The sequence below is a fragment of the Caballeronia sp. NK8 genome (genome assembly GCF_018408855.1).
GTDB lineage: Bacteria > Pseudomonadota > Gammaproteobacteria > Burkholderiales > Burkholderiaceae > Caballeronia.
This window is the reverse complement of the sequence record NZ_AP024323.1, coordinates 30,282-48,913: the sequence shown is the minus strand read 5'-3', so window position 1 is coordinate 48,913 and position 18,632 is coordinate 30,282. Positions and strand designations below refer to the sequence as shown.

Sequence of the window (18,632 nt, the reverse complement as noted above, 5' to 3'; positions counted from 1 at the left end):
TTATCTGCGACTACTTTGCTGCAGCGCTGTCTCCGGCGCTCTCTCAGGCAAGCGGCGACACTTCGAACACGCAGTGATCGTGTCCTTCGGCGGCGCACTGCGTCTCGATCGACTTCGAGCGCGGGCCTTTCCTTGCGCTGTCGGACGCGGTGTCGTTGACCCAGTCCATCGCGCCTGCGAACCAGCCCGCGAACATGTAGCAGAGCTTGCCCTCTTTGCCCGGCTGCTGAAGCACGAACGACGAGTGACGCAGATGAATGCGCGCATGCGAAGTCGAAGGATCGGCCTCGACGATGTCGAACAGGCCCCAGCCGCGTTGCGACAGACGCTTCAGGTAATGCTCGAACACGGCCATGCCGGCGATGCCGTGCTTCTCGGCTTCCTTGTCGCACCAGTGATATGCGGACTTGTAGCCGGCCTTGTAGAGAATCTCGGCATACGTGTCGCGCCCGAGCGCTTCCTCGACGGCGACATGATTGTTCGTGAAGAAGTGGCGCGGCACGTAGAGCATCGGCAGCGCGTCGGTGGTCCAGACGCCGGTTTGCGGATCGACATCGATAGGCAGTTGCGGTTGCATCGCGGGGTTCCTGTGTATTTGTCGTTGATCGTCAGACGTTCCAGACTTCGCCGAAGTAGCGCATCCAGTTCTCGCCCATCACTTTCTTGATGCGCGATTCGCTCCAGCCGGCCTTTTCCATGGCGGCGGTGAGGTTCGGAAACTCGCCGATCGTGCGGATGCCTTCGGGATTCACGACCTTGCCGAAATTCGTCAGGCGGCGATAGCGGCCCTTGTCGTGCGTGATCCAGTCGAAGAATTCGGTGCTGTAGCCTTGCGTGAAGTCGGTGCCGATACCGACCTTGTCTTCGCCGATTACATCGATCACGTATTCGATCGCTTCGAGATAGTCGTCGACCGTCGCGTCCGGGCCTTTCTTCAGGAACGGCGAGAACATCGTCACGCCGACGAAGCCGTTCGCATCGGCGATTTCGCGCAGTTGCTCGTCCGTCTTGTTGCGCGGATGATCCTTGAGCCCCGACGGGCAGCAGTGCGAGTACGTGACGGGCTTCTTCGAGCAGGCGATCGCATCGGAAGAGGTCTTCGCGCCGACGTGCGACAGATCGACCACGATGCCCACGCGATTCATTTCATGAATCACTTCCTTGCCGTAACCCGACAGGCCGCCGTCCGGCTCATAGCAACCGGTGCCGACGAGGTTCTGCGTGTTGTAGCAAAGCTGCACCACGTTCACGCCGAGTTCCTTGAACACTTCGATATAGCCGAGGTTGTCCTCGAACGCATACGAGTTCTGGAAGCCGAAGATGATGCCGGTCTTGTTCTCCTTCTTCGCGCGCAGGATGTCGTCGGTCGTGCGCACGAGCGTGAGGATTTCGCTGTACTCGCGGATCTGCTGCTTCATTTCCGCGATGTTGTCGATGGTCTTCTGAAAGTCCTCCCAGACCGAGACGGTGCAGTTCACGGCGGTGACATTGCCCTTTCGCATGTCTTCGAACACGGAGCGCTCGAACTTGGAAATATTCAGTCCGTCGATGATGATGCTGTCGTTGTGGAGGGTGCTCATCTGGGTGTGCTCCGCGTGCCGGGAAGTGGGGGAAAGACGAAGGTCTGACGGGCTTTGCAGCGCCTGATCGATACCTTTGCCGTTGCGTCTATTCTTGTCTTTCGCCCTGCCGGTCAATTTATGAATTTAGACGTGTTCTTTGCCTTTTCCGACATGCGCGTCTGTTTTCGACAAGTGGCGAATTACGATTCGGTGTAGCGCGTTTTTTTGTGTGTCCTGCTGCACTGCATCGGAACGATCGTGCGCTATGGCAGTGCGCGGCTTATGGCGTATGGCCCGGCCCGGTGCGCGCGCGCAGCGAAGCATGCACGGTGCCTCGCATTGCTCAGGGTTTAGCCTGATGGCATGGTAGTTGCACTCGAAACCAAAATTGCGACAGTGGCAAAGCGCCGCAAATGACGGCGCCAATCAATAGATTCCAAGGAATCAGTTCTCACATGTCCTCCGATCGCACGGCGTCGCTGTCCCACTTCGCGTTCATGCCGCTTCCCAACTTCACGATGATCGCGTTCACGAATGCGATCGAAGTCCTGCGCATGGCGAACTATCTGACGGGGCAGCCGCTTTATCGATGGTCGATCGTGAGTCCGGAGGGCGGACCGGTGACGGCGAGCAACGGCCTTTCCGTCGATACGGGTCCGGTGGATTGCGTGGGGCAACCCGACATCGTGTTCGTGGTCGGCGGCATCGACGTGCAGCGTTCGACCACGCCAGAGCATCTTTCCGCGTTGCGCCGTTTTGCGCGTACGGGCAGCGTGCTTGGCTCGCTTTGCACCGGCACCTATGCGTTGGCGCGTGCGGGTCTGCTGGCCGGTTATGCGTGCGCGATCCACTGGGAGAACATGTCGGCGCTCAAGGAAGAGTTTCCCGACACGCGCTTTCTCAAGGAGCTGTTCGTTATAGATCGCGATCGCGTGACGTGTACGGGCGGCGTCGCGCCGCTCGACATGATGCTCAATCTGATTGCGGCGCGCGTCGGCACGGCGCGGGTTACGCAGATCGCGGAGCAGTTCATCGTCGAACATGTGCGCGATGTGAATGCGCAGCAGCGCATGCCGCTCGTCGCGCGGCTGGGGTCGGCGAACAAATCGCTCTTCGAGGTCATCTCGTTGATGGAGAACAATATCGAGGAGCCTCTGTCGCGGGAGGAGCTCGCGCGGCTCGCGGGGATGTCGCAGAGGCAGTTGCAGCGGTTATTTCGCGAGCATCTCGGGATGACGCCGACGCATTACTACCTGACGTTGCGGTTGCGTCGCGCGCGGGAGTTGTTGCTGCAGACCGATATGTCGATCATGCATATCACGATGGCTTGCGGGTTTCAGTCGGCTTGTCACTTTTCGAAGAGCTATCGCGATGCGTTTGGGACCGCGCCGACGCGGGAGAGACGGAAGCAGGCTCCTTCTTTGGCTGCTGTTTCTTCGGTTTTGGTGGCTTGAGGGGTTTGTTGGGTCTGGTTCCGCCGGATCCCGTTAGCGTGTCGGTCTGTTGGCGTTGCCCCTGTGCGGGGCGGCAGTCACTTTCTTTGCTGCTGCAAAGAAAGTAACCAAAGAAACAGCTTTCCCCATCCAAAGTACTTCATGCCGGCCCCGGCACAGGCGATCGGTCTTGGCACAGCAGTAGCGAGTGCCCTCGTAGGCCAGACCGGGCTTGGACCGCGCACGGTCTGTCACATCGCACCACATAACACGCTGGTTCAGCACGAAACGGCTCCGGCCCGCTTCGCGGCCGATGGGTCAATCGGGACTGCGTGTGCTTCTGCGTTTCTCTTTTCTCGTTGGTTTCCCTTGCATACCCGACGGCAGCGCGTAGCGCTGTGCCGAAGCTATTTCGTGCTGAACCAGCGGGCTCAAACGACTAGCTTGTCAGACCGTGCGCGGTCCAAGCCCGGTTAGACCTATGAGGGCACTCGCTACAGAGGCCACGATCAACGAGAAGAACACCCAAATTGCGTGTGACCGCGGGCGTCTCGAGCTGCTTTCTTTGGTTACTTTCTTTGCAGCAGCAAAGAAAGTGACTGCCGCCCCGCACAGGGGCAACGCTAATAAACCAACACCCTCACGGGATCCGGCGAAAGCGCAAAGAAAGCACAAAGAAAGCGCAAAGAAAGCGCCCCCAGCGAACCAATCTCGCCAGGGGCACCAACAAAAAAACCGTCAAGCAGCCTTCAACAACCCATGCGGATCGATGACAAACTTCCTCGGCGCTCCGCCATCAAACTGCCGATATCCTTCCGGCGCTTCCTCAAGCGACACCACCGACACATTGACGATATCGGCAATCGGCAACCGATCCCACAAAATCGCCTGCATCAGATTGCGGTTGTACTTCATGACCGGCGTCTGCCCGGTATGGAACGAATGCGACTTCGCCCAGCCAAGACCGAAGCGAATGCTGAGACTGCCCTTCCTGGCAGCAGCATCGACAGCACCCGGATCGTCGGTCACGTAAAGCCCCGGAATACCGATCGCGCCCGCCGCCTTGGTAATCTCCATCAGCGAATTGAGCACCGTCGCCGGCGCTTCGTGACCGCTGTCACTCCCGTGCCCATGCGCCTCGAAACCCACGCAATCAACGGCGCAATCCACTTCCGGCCTGCCCAGAATCTGCTCGATCTGCTCGCCGAGCGTCGCATCCTTCGACAGGTTGATCGTCTCGAAGCCCATCGCGCGCGCATGCGCCAGACGCTCCTCGTTCATGTCGCCGACGATCGTGCACGCCGCGCCCAGCAAGCGCGCCGACGCCGCCGCCGCCATCCCGACGGGCCCCGCTCCCGCGATATACACCGTCGAGCCCGGCCCCACGCCCGCCATCACGGCGCCGTGATAACCCGTCGGAAGAATGTCGGAAAGACAGGTGAGGTCGCGAATCTTCGACATGGCCTGCGCCTTGTCGGGAAACTTCAGCAGATTGAAGTCCGCGTACGGCACCATCACGTATTCCGCCTGGCCGCCGATCCAGCCGCCCATGTCGACATAACCATACGCGCCGCCCGCGCGCGACGGATTCACGTTCAGGCATACGCCCGTGTTCTGCGACTTGCAGGTCGGACAGCGTCCGCACGCGACGTTGAACGGCACCGAAACGAGATCGCCGATCGCAAGCGTCTCGACATCACGCCCCACTTCGATGACCTCGCCCGTGATCTCATGCCCGAGCACGAGACCGACCTGCGCAGTCGTGCGGCCGCGCACCATATGCTGGTCCGAACCGCAGATATTGGTGCTGACTACTCTCAGAATGACGCCGTGGCCGATGTCGCGGCCGCGTGGATCGACCATTTTCGGATAGTCGATGGATTGCACTTCGACCTTGCCCTGCCCCAGATAAACGACGCCGCGATTGCTGCTCATTGATCGTCTCCTTGTTTCGTGGACGGCACGCGCGATACACCCGAGGGATGACCGCGCCCGTGCAACGAGGGTAGCGCCGCTGCGAAGCCGCGACTGTCACTCAATGCGACGCGCGTTTGACTGAATCCGACATCGCGCCCCGAAACCCTTTCGACCCGGTTTTTATTGATTGACCGTTCAAAATAAAAAAACTAGTATCGGCGCACAGTTTTCAGATCGACGCCACCATGCCCAAGCTCGGAATGCGCGAGATCCGCCGCGCGCAACTCATCGACGCCACGCTGCATACCATCGACCAGTCGGGCCTCGCGGGCGCGACGCTCGCATCCGTCGCGCAGCGCGCGAGCACGTCGACGGGAATCGTCAGTCATTACTTCGGCGACAAGGACGGCCTGCTCGAAGCCACCATGCGTCACGTGCTGCGCTCGCTGTGGCAAGGCACGTCACGCCGTCGCAAGGCCGCGAAGCCCGATCCGCGCTCGAAGCTGCGCGCGGTCGTCGCGGCTAATTTCGATGTCGAACAGGTGAACGGGCCGGTCATGAAAACGTGGCTCGCGTTCTGGTCCGAGAGCATGCACAAGCCGGAATTGCGCAGGCTGCAGCGCGTGAACACGCGGCGTCTGCATTCGAATCTGTGCGCGGATTTCGCCCGCTCATTGACGAAGCCCGCCGCGCGGCGCGCCGCGAGCGGTCTCGCCGCGCTCATCGACGGTTTGTGGCTGCGCGGCGCACTCGCCGGCGAGCCGTTCGATACCAAAGGCGCGCTGCGCCTCGCCTACGACTACATCGACCTCGTGCTCGACGCGCGCGGTTGAACCCACATCTTTTGAAGGAGCGCGACATGTCGGCATTCGGAGAGCAACGGCTTTATATCGGCGGCGAATACGTCGATGCGACGAGCGGCGAAACCTTCGACACGCTCGATCCCGCCACCGGTGAAACGCTCGCGCGCGTGCAACAGGCGTCGCAGGCGGATATCGATCGCGCAGTGCGTTCCGCGCGCGAAGGCCAACGCGAATGGGCCGCAATGACCGCGATGCAGCGCTCGCGCATCCTGCGCCGCGCGGTCGATCTGCTTCGCGCGCGCAACGACGAACTCGCCGCCATCGAGACGCGCGACACGGGCAAGCCGATCGCGGAAACGCGCGCTGTCGATATCGTCACGGGCGCGGATGTCATCGAGTACTACGCGGGGCTCGCGACGGCCATCGAAGGCGAACAGATTCCGCTGCGCGAATCGTCGTTCGTGTACACGCGGCGCGAACCGCTCGGCGTGTGCGCGGGCATCGGCGCATGGAACTATCCGATTCAGATTGCGTGCTGGAAGTCCGCGCCCGCGCTCGCCGCAGGCAACGCGATGATCTTCAAGCCGAGCGAAGTCACGCCGTTGACCGCGTCGAAGCTCGCGGAGATCTATATCGAAGCCGGTGTGCCCGCGGGCGTGTTCAACGTCGTGCAAGGCGATGGCCGCGTCGGCGCGATGCTCGCGGAACACGGCGGCATCGAAAAGATATCGTTCACGGGCGGCGTCGAGACGGGCAAGAAAGTGATGGCGCGCGCGGGCGGATCGACGCTCAAGGAAGTCACGATGGAACTCGGCGGCAAGTCGCCGCTCATCGTATTCGACGATGCCAACCTCGAACGCGCCGCCGATATCGCGATGAGCGCGAACTTCTTCAGCTCCGGACAGGTGTGCACGAACGGCACGCGCGTGTTCGTGAAGCGCGGTGTCATCGACAAGTTCGAAGCGTTGATTCTGGAGCGTGTGAAACGCATACGCGTCGGCGCGCCCGATGATCCCCGCACCAACTTCGGGCCGCTCGCGAGCGCGGCGCAACTGGAGAAAGTGCTCGGCTTCATCGAGAGCGGCAAGCGCGAAGGCGCGCGGCTCGTCGCGGGCGGCGCGCGCATGACCGATGGCGCATTCGCCCGTGGTCAGTATGTCGAGCCGACCGTGTTCGCCGATTGCCGCGACGACATGCGCATCGTGCGCGAGGAAATCTTCGGGCCGGTGATGAGCATTCTCGCGTTCGATGACGAAGACGAAGTCATCGCGCGCGCCAACGATACGGACTACGGGCTCGCGGCGGGCGTCGTGACGGAGAACCTGTCGCGCGCGCATCGCGTGATTCATCGGCTCGAAGCGGGTATCTGCTGGATCAACACGTGGGGCGAATCGCCTGCGGAGATGCCGGTGGGCGGCTACAAGCAATCGGGCATCGGGCGCGAGAACGGCATCGCCACGTTGAATGCCTATACGCGCGTCAAGTCGGTGCAGGTCGAGCTCGGTCCCTATCAGCCCGTGTTTTAAGGAGCATTTGCGATGAGCGTGAACGAATACGACTACATCATCGTCGGCGCGGGATCGGCGGGCAACGTGCTCGCGTCGCGTCTCACCGAAGACGAGGACGTGACCGTGCTGCTGCTCGAAGCGGGCGGGCCGGACTATCGCTTCGACTTTCGCACGCAGATGCCTGCGGCGCTGGCTTATCCGCTGCAAGGGCGTCGCTATAACTGGGCGTATGAAACCGAGCCCGAGCCGCATATGAACAACCGCCGCATGGAATGCGGGCGCGGCAAGGGGCTGGGCGGATCGTCGCTCATCAACGGCATGTGCTATATCCGCGGCAACGCGCTCGACTACGATAACTGGGCCGCGCAGCCGGGTCTCGATGACTGGAGCTATCTCGACTGTCTGCCGTATTTCCGGAAGGCGGAGACGCGCGATATCGGGCCGAATGCGTATCACGGCGGCGATGGCCCCGTACATGTGACGACGAGCAAGCCCGGCAACAATCCGCTCTTTGCGGCGATGGTCGAGGCCGGCGTGCAGGCCGGTTATCCGCGCACCGAAGACTTGAACGGCTACCAGCAGGAAGGTTTCGGTCCGATGGATCGCACCGTGACCGCGAACGGACGTCGTGCGAGCACGGCGCGCGGGTATCTGGATCGCGCGAAGCATCGCGGCAATCTCACGATAGTGACGCACGCAACGACCGACCGCGTGCTGTTCTCGGGCAAGCGGGCGATCGGTGTCGCGTATCTGCATGGGGGGCAGCGTGTCACGGCCCATGTGCGGCGCGAGGTGCTGGTGTGCAGCGGGGCGATTGCTTCGCCGCAGTTGCTGCAGCGCTCGGGCGTGGGGCGGGCGGACTGGCTGAAGGCGTTGGAGATTCCCGTGGTGCACGATCTGCCGGGTGTCGGTGAGAACTTGCAGGATCACCTCGAGATGTACATGCAGTACGAATGCAAGGAGCCTGTGTCCCTGTATCCGGCGTTGCAGTGGTGGAATCAGCCGGCGATCGGGGCCGAATGGCTGTTGAACGGGACGGGTGTCGGCGCGAGCAATCAGTTCGAAGCGGGCGGGTTCATCCGCACGCGCGATGACGATCCTTGGCCTAACATTCAGTACCACTTTCTGCCGGTGGCGATCAACTACAACGGATCGAACCCGATCAGGATGCATGGGTTCCAGGCGCATGTTGGATCGATGCGCTCACCGAGCCGCGGGCGCGTGAAGCTCAAGTCGCGCGATCCGCATGTGCATCCGGGCATTCTGTTCAATTACATGGCCGATCCGCTCGACTGGCGCGAGTTCCGCGATGCGATTCGCATCACGCGCGAGATCATGCGGCAGCCTGCGCTTGCGCGGTATCGCGGGCGCGAGTTGCATCCTTCCGATGACCTGAAAAGCGACGCGGAGCTCGATGCCTTCGTGAGAGCGAAGGCGGAGACGGCTTATCACCCTTCGTGCTCCTGCAAGATGGGGTACGACGATATGGCTGTCGTGGATGGAGAAGGACGCGTGCACGGGATGGAAGGACTGCGCGTCGTCGATGCTTCGATCATGCCGCAGATCACCACGGGCAATCTCAATGCGCCGACGATCATGCTGGCGGAGAAGATCGTGGATCGGATTCGGGGAAGGGAGGCGTTGGGGCGCGTTGCTACGCCGTATTTCGTGGCGGAGGGGAAAAGGGCGCGAAGTCGTCAAACTTCATTTGCGTCCCAGATTGCTGCGCCGTCTCTAGCGCGCGATTAATGTCCGACTGTGAAAAAAAAAAGGCCGCGCTAGCGCGGCCTTCAAATCGCCCTACCTCATACCACCTGCACAATCACTCCCTGGCCGAAACCAGCACGCCACTTCCTTCCTGCTCTTCTGCCTCTGAGACCAGCGTCTCCAGTGCAAGCCCTTTCGTCTCGATCCCGAGCACCCAGACCGCCAGCGCCGCGATCACGAAACACAGCGCCCCGAGCGAAAACACGCCGCCTTGTCCGAACGCAGGCAACACCACACCCACGACATAAGGCCCGATCAACGACCCCACTCGCCCGATCGCCGATGCGAACCCCGACCCCGTCGCGCGTGCTCCAGTGCCGTACAACTCCGGCGTATACGTGTAAAGCACGGCCCACATCGCGAAGAGAAAGAACTGCATCGCGAGGCCGGCACAGATGAGCAGCGTCGGCGTCTCCGCATGCAACGCGGTCTGCCCATACACATAAGCCATGACGCCGCTGCCGATGAGCGATGCGATGCAAGTCGGCTTGCGTCCCCATCGCTCGACGAGCCACGCCGCGCACAAGAACCCCGGCACGCCGCCGAGCGAGATCAGCACCGTGTACAGCACCGACTTCGTCACGGCGAAGCCAGCCTGCTGCATCAGCGCGCCCAGCCATGACGTCAGTCCGTAGAACCCGAGCAGCGCGAAGAACCACAGCATCCACACCATCACCGTCCGCCGCCGATAAGCCGCGCTCCAGATCTCGCGAAACGCGCCACCGCCCTTTTTTGCAGGCGGTTCGGCGAGGATCGAAGGCGCCGGCAAGCGACTCAGACCCTTCGCCTTCATCACCTTCAATTCGACGTCGGCGAGCACGCGCTCGGCTTCGGCAAATCGGCCGCGATGTTCGAGCCAGCGCGGCGACTCCGGCACCACGCGACGCACGATCAGCACGAACACCGCTGGAATCGCGAGCAACGCGAACTCGGTGCGCCAGCCGAACTTCGGCAGCACGAAATACGACACCACGCCCGATGCGATGAAGCCGAGCGGCCAGAAGCCGTCCATCAGCGCGATCAGTCTGCCGCGCGAAGCCGCTGGCACGAATTCGGAAAGCAAGGTCTGCGCGATGGGAAATTCCATGCCCATGCCGATACCCAGCAGCACGCGATAGAAGATCAGCGCATCGACGGATTGCGCGGTCGAGCACAGGTACGACGCCAGTCCCCACAGCACCATGCTCCACTGGAACACGGGCCGCCGTCCGAACCGGTCCGCGAGCAGGCCCGCGAAAGCCGCGCCCAGCACCATGCCGAAGAAGCTCGCGCTCGCCACCAGCCCCGCCATCGCGGTCGAGAGGCCGAACTCGGTCTTGATCGAGCCGAGCACGAAGGTCATCGTGCCGAGATCGACGGAATCGAAGAAGAACGCAATCGCGATGATGATGAAGATCGTGCGGTGATACCCGGAAAACGGCAGGCGTTCGAGCCTTGCCGCAGCGCTCGCGCGTGGATGCGTGGCGGTAGACATGTCATCCCTCTCGATGCGGCATGCGCCGCGTGGACGTGGCGATCAAAACACTCTGAACAAAGCGTTTTCAGTAGACGCCGACATAAATCCGCGACATAGAAGATTTACGTCATCGGGATGGAACACACACGTCATGCGCCAAACCGCACCCGCGCCGCCGCCGCAATCCGCATCACCGCCTCCACGCTCAACCGCGCCGCCACCGTCTTCACATACTCATGATGCCGCGCCTCCAACGGCGCATCCAGATACTGCGCGTGCAGATATCGAATCAACGCAATACGCCGATGCTTCAACGCGATGCTCCGATCGAGCAACGCGAGCGCCGCGCCCGCGTCGTGCTTCTTGCAGGCACGCTCGGAAAGCTGCGCGGTGGCATCGCGCGACGCATTCATCGCACGGACGCATGTTGCGCGGCGGCGTTCAATCGCCACGCGTCGTAATCCGCGCGCCGCCAGTCAAGTTCGAGCCCAAGCCGCTTCGTCCCCTCACGAATCTTCGGCTTGTGCAGCACGAGCGTAAGCGCATCGAGCGCAGGCCACTCATCGAACGACAGCGCGGCGACCTCGACCGCAAGCGTCTCGAGCAAACGCGTATGCTCCTTGGTCTCGAGAAACGCGCTCACCCGATTGCACCACGCCTCATAATCGATCAACCCATCGCCCGATTCATGCGGCATGCCGCGATACCGTAGACTCGCATCGATGCACACCGGTTGCGGCCCTTCATGCTCATGCTCGTACAGACCGACGCGCGTCTTCACGATCAACTCGTCAACGATCACGCGCCAGCCCTGCCCACCTGCTTCGAGCGGTTCGAAAGGCTTCATGAGATGAGCGGCTCGGCGGCGTCGAGCATGATCTTCACGAAGTAATCGGCGAAGCTGCGGCGCACGATGATCTCGAAGCGATCGCCGCCGAGCGGCACCAGCGTGATCGACGCCTTGAAGAAGTGGCTCTGCGCGCACTGCCCTTCACCAAACAGCTTGGGATGCAGATCGAGCGGACAGCCGCGCGAAAGCACTTCGCGCGTCTTCGGGCCATCGATTTCGAGCACCGTATAACCGCTGCCGATATCCACCGCCGCCGAGAACTGCCCGACGAACGCATCGCGCAACTTCGCTTCGAGCGGCGCGGGACGCGAGGCGTCGTGCGCCGTATCCGAATGCACGAGCCATTCATCGGGGCCGAGCCACAGCATCGTGTAACCGTTGCCGCGCGCGATCGTGTTCGGCTTCTCGGGCGGCGTGCAGCCGATCACGCTCTGCACCGATTTCACGAAGGCCGCATCGCGCGTATCGCCGCGCACGTTCACGAGCGCGAGAAACGGCCGCTCCGTCAGACGAAATGCCTTCGGCGAGCCGCTCTGATGCGCTTTCATCAATGCATCGGCGCCGACGAGCGGAGACTCCTGCCACACACCCTGTCCGCTGATTGCGCGATCGACGACCGTCGAGGAACTCTTGATCTCATTCAACATGCTGACGTGCTCCTTCGCTGTCGTAGAACACCGAACTGGTGATTTTTGCGTTGACCCGCTTGCCGTTCGCGAGCGGAATCATGACCGATTCGCCGATCTTCTCGAGACCGCCCTTCACGACGGCCAGCGCGATCGAGCGCTTCAGAATAGGGCTGTAGTAGCTCGACGTGACGTGGCCGAGCATCGGCGCGGTGTCGCCCTGGAACGGACCCGCGACGATCTGCGCGCCTTCCGGAAGCACATACGAAGGATCATCGGTGAGCAGGCCGACGAACTGCTTGCGCCCCTGCTTCGCCGTATCCGAACGCGTCAGCGAACGCTTGCCGAGGAAGTCCTTCGACTTCGCGACGAGACCGCCCATGCCGAGGTCGTACGGCGTCATCGAACCATCCGTATCCTGGCCGACGATGATGTAGCCCTTCTCCGCACGCAACACGTGCATCGTTTCCGTGCCGTACGGTGTGATGTCGAATTCCGCGCCCGCGACCATGAGCGCTTCCCACACCGCGCGTCCGACGTTGGCCGGCACGTTCACTTCATATGCGAGCTCGCCCGAGAAACTGATACGCATCACACGCGCCGATGCGCCCGCCACCGTGCCATCGCGATAGCTCATGAACGGGAACGCCGCGTTCGCGAAGTCGATGTCCTGACACACCTTCTGCAGCACCTTGCGGCTATTCGGGCCGACGACCGCGAACGTCGCCCAATGGTCAGTCACGGATGCCAGACGCACGCGCATGTCGGGCCATTCGGTCTGCAGCCAGCGTTCGAGCCACGTCAGCACGCGCGCCGCGCCGCCGGTGGTCGTCGTCATCATGTAGTGCTGTTCGCCGAGACGCACGGTGACGCCGTCATCGAAGATCATGCCGTTTTCGTCGAGCATCAGACCGTAGCGGCACTTGCCCACTTCGAGCTTGCTCCACGGATTCGTGTACATCCAGTTCAGGAGCTTCGCCGAATCCGGACCCTGAATGTCGATCTTGCCGAGCGTCGATGCATCGAGAATGCCCACGCTCTGACGCACCGCCAGCGATTCGCGCGCGACGGCCGCGTGCATGTCCTCACCCGCCTTCGGGTAGTACCACGGACGCTTCCAGTTGCCGACGTCCTCGAACATCGCGCCGTTCTCGACGTGCCATTCGTGGATCGCGGTCTTGCGCACCGGATCGAGGAACTCGCCCAGCTCGCGGCCCGCGAAGGTGCCGAACGTGACAGGCGTGTAATTCGGGCGGAACGTCGTCGTGCCGGTCTCGGGAATCGTCTTGCCGAGCGCCTGCGCGAGAATCGCCATGCCGTTGATGTTGCCGAGCTTGCCCTGATCGGTGCCGAAGCCCATTGCCGTATAACGCTTCACGTGCTCGACGGATTCGAAGCCTTCACGCGCAGCGAGATAGATATCCGCCGCGGACACGTCGTTCTGGAAATCGACGAACTGCTTCGGGCCGCGCGTCGACAGGTCCTTGTTGCCGACGATCCACAGCGGCAGCATCGGCGCCTCGACGATTTCAGCGACCTGCACGGGATTCGGCTTCGCGACGATATGACCCGCCGCGCGCGCCGCTTCCGCGCCCGCATCGACGCCGTGACGAATGCCGCGCGCCAGCGAGAACTCGCCTGCACATGCGCCGACGCTGCTCTCCGGCTGCATCGCCTTGCCGGGAACGAAACAGGCTTTCTCGTCGTGCCAGTGCGCCTTGCCGCCCGATTGCGCGAACAGGTGAAGCACCGGGCTCCAGCCGCCCGACATCGCGATCAGATCGCATTGCAGTTCCGTCTGCTTCTGCCCGACCTGGCCTTTCGCATACGAAGCCACTTCCACCGACGCGACGCGCAGCTTGCCGCGTGCCACCGTGATCACCGCGTTGTTCATCACGCGCACGCCATAGCGGCGTGCGGCCGCCGGCAATGCACCCTTCGATTCGGCCGGACGCGGATCGACCACGGTCACGTCGGCGCCTGCCGTCTTCAGATCGAGCGCGCATTGATAGGCGTCGTCGTTGTTCGTGAATACGACCGCGCTGCGTCCCGGCAGCACCGCATAGCGATGCAGATACGTCGACACGGCCGACGCCAGCATGATGCCCGGCAGATCGTTGTTGCCGAACACGATCGGACGCTCGTGCGCGCCGGTCGCGAGCACCACGCGTTTGGCGCGCACCTTCCACATCAGTTCGCGCGTGCCCTCGCGCCGCGACACGGGCAAGTGCTCCGTCAGACGCTGCGTGATCGTGACGAGGTTGTGATCCTGATAGCCGAACGCCGTGCTGCGCGACAGAATTTTCACGTCGGGCATCTTGCGCAGTTCGGCTTCGATCTTCTGCACCCATTGCAGCGCGGGCTTGCCATCGATCTCCGCGCGGCACGACAAGAGCGAACCGCCGAGTTCGCGCTGATCGTCGACGAGAATCACGCGCGCGCCCGACAGACCGGCCGCATGCGCCGCCGCGAGACCCGAAGGACCGCCGCCGACCACGAGCACGTCGCAATGAGCGAAACACTTGTCGTAGCGATCGGCATCGAGATGCTTGGGCGCTTCGCCGAGACCGGCTGCATCGCGAATGACTTCTTCGTACTTCGGCCAGAACTTGCGCGGCCACATGAAGGTCTTGTAGTAGAAGCCGGCGGGAATGAAGCGCGCGATCTTCTGATTGACCGCCATGCGATCGTTCTCGATGTTCGGCTTCGCGTTCACGCTTTGCGCGACGAGGCCTTGATACAGTTCCACTTCGGTCGCGCGCGCGTTCGGCACGGTATAGGCGCCGGTCTCGAGCTGCACGACTGCATTCGGTTCTTCGACACCCGCGGTGATGATGCCGCGCGGCCGGTGATACTTCCAGCTGCGCGCGACGAAGTGCTCGCCGTTCGCGAGCAGCGCGGACGCGAGCGTGTCGCCTTCGTAGCCCTGATACGTCTTGCCGTTGAACGTGAAGGTGACGGGAATCGCGCGATTGATGCGCCCGCCCATGCCGAGTCGGTCTTTCTGGCTCATTTCGACGTGCCTCCGTTGTCGGACATGACAGCCAACGGACGGTCGAACGTCTCGTAGCCCTGGATTTCATAACTGACGGTGTCGCGCTGCACCTTGAACCAGCGGCGGCAGCCTTGCGCATGGTTCCATTGCTCGTGATGCACGCCGCGCGGGTTCTTGCGCATGAAGAGGTAGTCGCCCCATTCGCGGTCGGTGAGTTTTTCGGTGTCGAGCGGGCGCGCGATATCCGCTTCGCCGCCGCAGGAGAATTCGGTTTCGGCGCGCGGCCCGCACCAGGGGCATTCGATCAGCAACATGTTTCTTTTTCCTCGATGCGGTTAGTGAGCCACGGCAGCCGCGCCGTGTTCGTCGATCAGATGACCGGTATAGAAGCGATCCAGCGAGAATGGCGCGTTCAATGCATGCGGCTCGTCCTTCGCGATCGTGTGGGCATACGCCCAGCCCGAGCCCGGCGTCGCCTTGAAGCCGCCCGTGCCCCAGCCGCAGTTGAAGTAGAGGCCCTTCACGTCGGTCTTGGAGATGATCGGGCACGCATCCGGCGACACATCGACGATGCCGCCCCACTGGCGATTCATGCGCACGCGCGAGAACACCGGGAACATTTCGACGATCGCTTCCAGCGTGCCTTCGATGATGTGAAAGCTGCCGCGCTGACCGAAGCCCGCGTACTGATCGACGCCTGCGCCGATCACGAGATCGCCCTTGTCGGACTGGCTGATGTACGCGTGCACCGCGTTCGACATCACGACCGTGTTCACCACCGGCTTGATCGGCTCGGACACGAGCGCCTGCAGCGGATGGCTTTCGAGCGGCAGGCGCACGCCGGCCATGTCGGCGAGCGTGGTCGTGTTGCCTGCGGCGACGACTGCGACCTTCTTCGCCTTGATGAAGCCCTTGGTCGTATCGACGCCCGTCACCTGATTGCCGTCGCGGCGAATGCCCACTACCTGGCAGTTCTGGATGATGTCGACGCCCGCGCGATCCGCGCCGCGCGCAAAGCCCCACGCCACCGCATCGTGACGCGCCACGCCGCCGCGACGCTGAATCGACGCGCCCAGCACCGGATAGCGGCTGTTCAGATTGATGGTCGGCTCGATTTCCTTGATCTGCTGCGGCGTGAGGAACTCGGCATCGACGCCGTTCAGGCGGTTCGCGTTCACGCGGCGTTCCGTGTCGCGCACATCCTGCAGCGTGTGCGCGAGATTCATCACGCCGCGCTGGCTGAACATCACGTTGTAGTTGAGGTCCTGCGAGAGACCTTCCCACAGCTTCATCGCCTTTTCGTACAGCGCGGCCGATTCGTCCCACAGATAGTTCGAGCGCACGATGGTCGTGTTGCGCGCGGTGTTGCCGCCGCCGATCCAGCCCTTCTCCAGAATTGCGACATTGGTGATGCCGTGCTCCTTCGCGAGGTAATACGCGGTCGCGAGACCATGACCGCCGCCGCCGACGATCACCACGTCGTATTCGCGCTTCGGCTCGGGGCTGCGCCATTGGCGCTCCCAGTTCTCGTGATACGACATGCCGTTGCGCAGCAGGCTGAATATCGAGTAGCGGCTCATGGGTGTTTCCTATGGTGCGGGGTTTATGCGTTTGGGCAGTTCAGCATTCGATGACGTTGACGGCGAGACCACCGCGCGACGTCTCCTTGTATTTCGTCTTCATATCGGCGCCGGTTTCGCGCATCGTCTTGATGACCGAATCGAGCGACACGTAATGCTTGCCGTCGCCCTTCATCGCCATTCGCGCGGCGTTGAGCGCCTTGATCGCGCCCATCGCGTTGCGCTCGATGCACGGAATCTGCACCAGCCCGCCGACGGGGTCGCAGGTCATGCCGAGGTTGTGCTCCATGCCGATCTCGGCGGCGTTTTCCACTTGCGCGGGCGTGCCGCCCATCACGGCGGCGAGCGCGGCGGCAGCCATCGAGCACGCGACGCCCACTTCGCCCTGGCAGCCCACTTCCGCGCCGGAGATCGAAGCCGTTTCCTTGTAGATGATGCCGATGGCCGCAGCCGTCAGCAGGAAGCGCACGATGCCTTCGTCGTTCGAGCCATGCATGAACTTCACGTAGTAGTGCAGCACGGCGGGAATCACGCCGGCGGCACCGTTGGTCGGCGCGGTGACGACGCGGCCGCCCGAGGCGTTTTCTTCGTTGACGGCCATCGCGTAGAGATTGACCCAGTCGAGCATCGACAAGGGATCGCGCAGCGACTCTTCGGAGCGCGAGCGCAACGAAGCATTCAGATCGGCGGCGCGGCGCTTCACGTGCATCGGGCCAGGCAATTCGCCGCGTTCCTTGCAGCCGCGCTCGACGCACGCGGCCATTACGCGCCACACCGCGAGCAGGCCTTCGCGCACCTCGGCTTCGGTGCGATTTGCGCATTCGTTCTGCATGGTGACGTCGGCGATAGACAGCCCTGTCTCCTGGCAGACGCGCATCAGATCGTCGCCGGTGCGAAACGGATGCGGCACCGGGTTGCTCGCCCGCAAGCCGTTCACGCGATCGCCCTCGCGATTCACGACGAAGCCGCCGCCGACCGAGTAATACTCTTTCTCGACGAGCAACTGGCCGTTCTCGTCGAATGCCTGAAAGCGCATGCCGTTCGGATGCACGATGCTCGATCCCGGCGCGCCCGGCATCAGCTTGCGATAGAAGCCGATGTGCTCGCGCTCCTCGAACACGACATCGTGTTTGCCGAGCAGCTTGAGGCGCTTCGTCGCGCGGATTTCGGCGAGGCGCGGCGCGATCATGTCGGGATCGATGAGATCGGGCAGATTGCCTTCGAGGCCGAGCAGCACGGCCTTGTCGGTGCCGTGGCCCTTGCCGGTCGCGCCGAGCGAGCCGAACAGTTCGGCGCGCACGCGCGTGACGAAGGCGAGCAGATTGGCGTCCTCGACATGCGACGCGAAACGGCACGCCGCGATCATCGGCCCGACGGTATGCGAGCTGGAGGGTCCGATGCCGATCTTGAACAGATCGAAGACGCTGACATTCATGGGCGAGTCCCTGGTTTTGGCGCGGTTTCGGTATGGCTCTCATTGCACCAAACCCTGCAAGGACTCGATAGAACAAAACCGCCATCGAAATGGGATCGCGACGTCAGTGTTCCGTTCGCGTCGCGCAGGGCGAGGTTTTTTCGCGGGAATACCCGCGCGCCCACGCAAATCGAGGCCTAACAGAGCGTTTCGCGCGCGGCGCGTTTTTGCGCATCTTCGTTGCACTTTCCCTGTTTTTGAGACTGGTCCGAGGTGCTGGAAGAACGTGCCTCGGTATATTCCCTAGGTTCTCCGTTGCGCCGTGCCAGCAGGCTCCGGTGCGCTTTCCACCCTGTCCCGTTTCTCCAGTTTGCATCGATGGAAACTCACGCCTTACCCGACCAGTTCTTCAAATCCTGGGTCCTCGCTTTTCTCGTCGGCGCGGCTGTCGTCGGCACGCTCCAGGTTATCGATCTCCTCGCCGTCGATCGCGTGCTCACGCGTCAGGCGCCCGTCTGGGCGGCGCTGGCGCTGCTCTGCTCGATCGATCCCGTGCTGCGCTACTTCGGCGTGTTGAAGGCCGAAGTCGAGCAGCGCTGGGGCGATTACACCATCGCGAGCGTGCTCGGCCGCGCGACCGGCGCGCTGATCGGCGGCGTCTTCGCCTGGGCGTTCGCCGTGCTCGGCGGCTGAAGCACGCCTTTCCCCTTTCCCGCTTTTC

16 protein-coding genes are annotated in these 18,632 nt (G+C 62.6%); 5 read left to right on the top strand and 11 right to left on the bottom strand.

Annotated elements, in window-relative coordinates; genetic code table 11:
* Nucleotides 1-43: 43 nt before the first annotated feature.
* Complete coding sequence (locus NK8_RS14875) at nt 44-577, bottom strand: DUF5943 domain-containing protein (protein WP_213229647.1); 534 nt, start codon at nt 575-577, stop codon at nt 44-46.
* A 31-nt stretch (nt 578-608) separates the two neighbouring features.
* Nucleotides 609-1,580 (bottom strand): dipeptidase, encoded by a 972-nt coding sequence (locus tag NK8_RS14870; RefSeq protein ID WP_213229645.1) that lies wholly within the window; start codon nt 1,578-1,580, stop codon nt 609-611.
* Nucleotides 1,581-2,017: 437 nt separating this feature from the next.
* Between NK8_RS14870 and NK8_RS14865 the strand changes: the two genes are divergently transcribed.
* The gene (locus NK8_RS14865) at nt 2,018-3,016 is read left to right on the top strand and encodes a GlxA family transcriptional regulator (protein ID WP_061175149.1); all 999 of its coding nucleotides are present in this window, start codon (nt 2,018-2,020) and stop codon (nt 3,014-3,016) included.
* A gap of 717 nt (nt 3,017-3,733) precedes the next feature.
* Here NK8_RS14865 and fdhA read toward each other — a convergent pair.
* On the bottom strand, nt 3,734-4,930 hold the full coding sequence (gene fdhA, locus NK8_RS14860; RefSeq protein ID WP_162066927.1) for a formaldehyde dehydrogenase, glutathione-independent: 1,197 nt from the start codon (nt 4,928-4,930) through the stop codon (nt 3,734-3,736).
* 227 nt (nt 4,931-5,157) lie between these two features.
* On the opposite strand from fdhA, the gene betI reads away from it, so the two are divergent.
* From betI to betA, 3 genes are read left to right on the top strand one after another with little or no spacing between them, the layout of a single operon-like run.
* Nucleotides 5,158-5,745 carry a transcriptional regulator BetI gene (gene betI, locus NK8_RS14855; protein ID WP_162066926.1) on the top strand — a complete coding sequence of 196 codons (588 nt, stop codon included), beginning with the start codon at nt 5,158-5,160 and terminating at the stop codon, nt 5,743-5,745.
* A 26-nt stretch (nt 5,746-5,771) separates the two neighbouring features.
* On the top strand, nt 5,772-7,241 hold the full coding sequence (betB, locus tag NK8_RS14850; RefSeq protein WP_213229643.1) for a betaine-aldehyde dehydrogenase: 1,470 nt from the start codon (nt 5,772-5,774) through the stop codon (nt 7,239-7,241).
* 12 nt (nt 7,242-7,253) lie between these two features.
* Entirely contained in the window at nt 7,254-8,972 is a 1,719-nt protein-coding gene (gene betA / locus NK8_RS14845) for a choline dehydrogenase (RefSeq protein WP_162066924.1), read from the top strand.
* Nucleotides 8,973-9,045: 73 nt separating this feature from the next.
* On the opposite strand, the gene NK8_RS14840 is transcribed toward betA, so the two are convergent.
* The 8 genes from NK8_RS14840 to NK8_RS14805 form a co-directional block, all read right to left on the bottom strand.
* Nucleotides 9,046-10,464: an MFS transporter gene (locus NK8_RS14840; protein ID WP_162066923.1), complete on the bottom strand. Its 1,419-nt coding sequence runs from the start codon at nt 10,462-10,464 to the stop codon at nt 9,046-9,048.
* Nucleotides 10,465-10,595: 131 nt separating this feature from the next.
* Complete coding sequence (locus NK8_RS14835) at nt 10,596-10,859, bottom strand: hypothetical protein (protein WP_162066922.1); 264 nt, start codon at nt 10,857-10,859, stop codon at nt 10,596-10,598.
* On the bottom strand, nt 10,856-11,293 hold the full coding sequence (locus tag NK8_RS14830; protein WP_213229641.1) for a dihydroneopterin aldolase: 438 nt from the start codon (nt 11,291-11,293) through the stop codon (nt 10,856-10,858). Before NK8_RS14830 ends, NK8_RS14835 begins: the two co-directional genes overlap by 4 nt.
* A complete protein-coding gene (locus tag NK8_RS14825) occupies nt 11,290-11,943 on the bottom strand; it encodes a sarcosine oxidase subunit gamma (RefSeq protein WP_162066920.1) in 654 nt (217 codons plus the stop codon). The genes NK8_RS14830 and NK8_RS14825 overlap by 4 nt, the downstream gene beginning before the upstream one ends.
* The gene (locus NK8_RS14820; RefSeq protein WP_213229639.1) at nt 11,933-14,935 is read right to left on the bottom strand and encodes a sarcosine oxidase subunit alpha family protein; all 3,003 of its coding nucleotides are present in this window, start codon (nt 14,933-14,935) and stop codon (nt 11,933-11,935) included. The genes NK8_RS14825 and NK8_RS14820 overlap by 11 nt, the downstream gene beginning before the upstream one ends.
* Nucleotides 14,932-15,231, bottom strand: coding sequence for a sarcosine oxidase subunit delta (locus NK8_RS14815; RefSeq protein WP_213229637.1), 300 nt, complete (start codon nt 15,229-15,231; stop codon nt 14,932-14,934). Before NK8_RS14815 ends, NK8_RS14820 begins: the two co-directional genes overlap by 4 nt.
* A gap of 21 nt (nt 15,232-15,252) precedes the next feature.
* A complete protein-coding gene (locus NK8_RS14810) occupies nt 15,253-16,497 on the bottom strand; it encodes a sarcosine oxidase subunit beta family protein (protein WP_061175132.1) in 1,245 nt (414 codons plus the stop codon).
* 40 nt (nt 16,498-16,537) lie between these two features.
* Complete coding sequence (locus NK8_RS14805) at nt 16,538-17,932, bottom strand: L-serine ammonia-lyase (RefSeq protein WP_162066918.1); 1,395 nt, start codon at nt 17,930-17,932, stop codon at nt 16,538-16,540.
* 357 nt (nt 17,933-18,289) lie between these two features.
* On the opposite strand from NK8_RS14805, the gene NK8_RS14800 reads away from it, so the two are divergent.
* The gene (locus NK8_RS14800; protein ID WP_162066917.1) at nt 18,290-18,604 is read left to right on the top strand and encodes a hypothetical protein; all 315 of its coding nucleotides are present in this window, start codon (nt 18,290-18,292) and stop codon (nt 18,602-18,604) included.
* Nucleotides 18,605-18,632 lie beyond the last annotated feature (28 nt).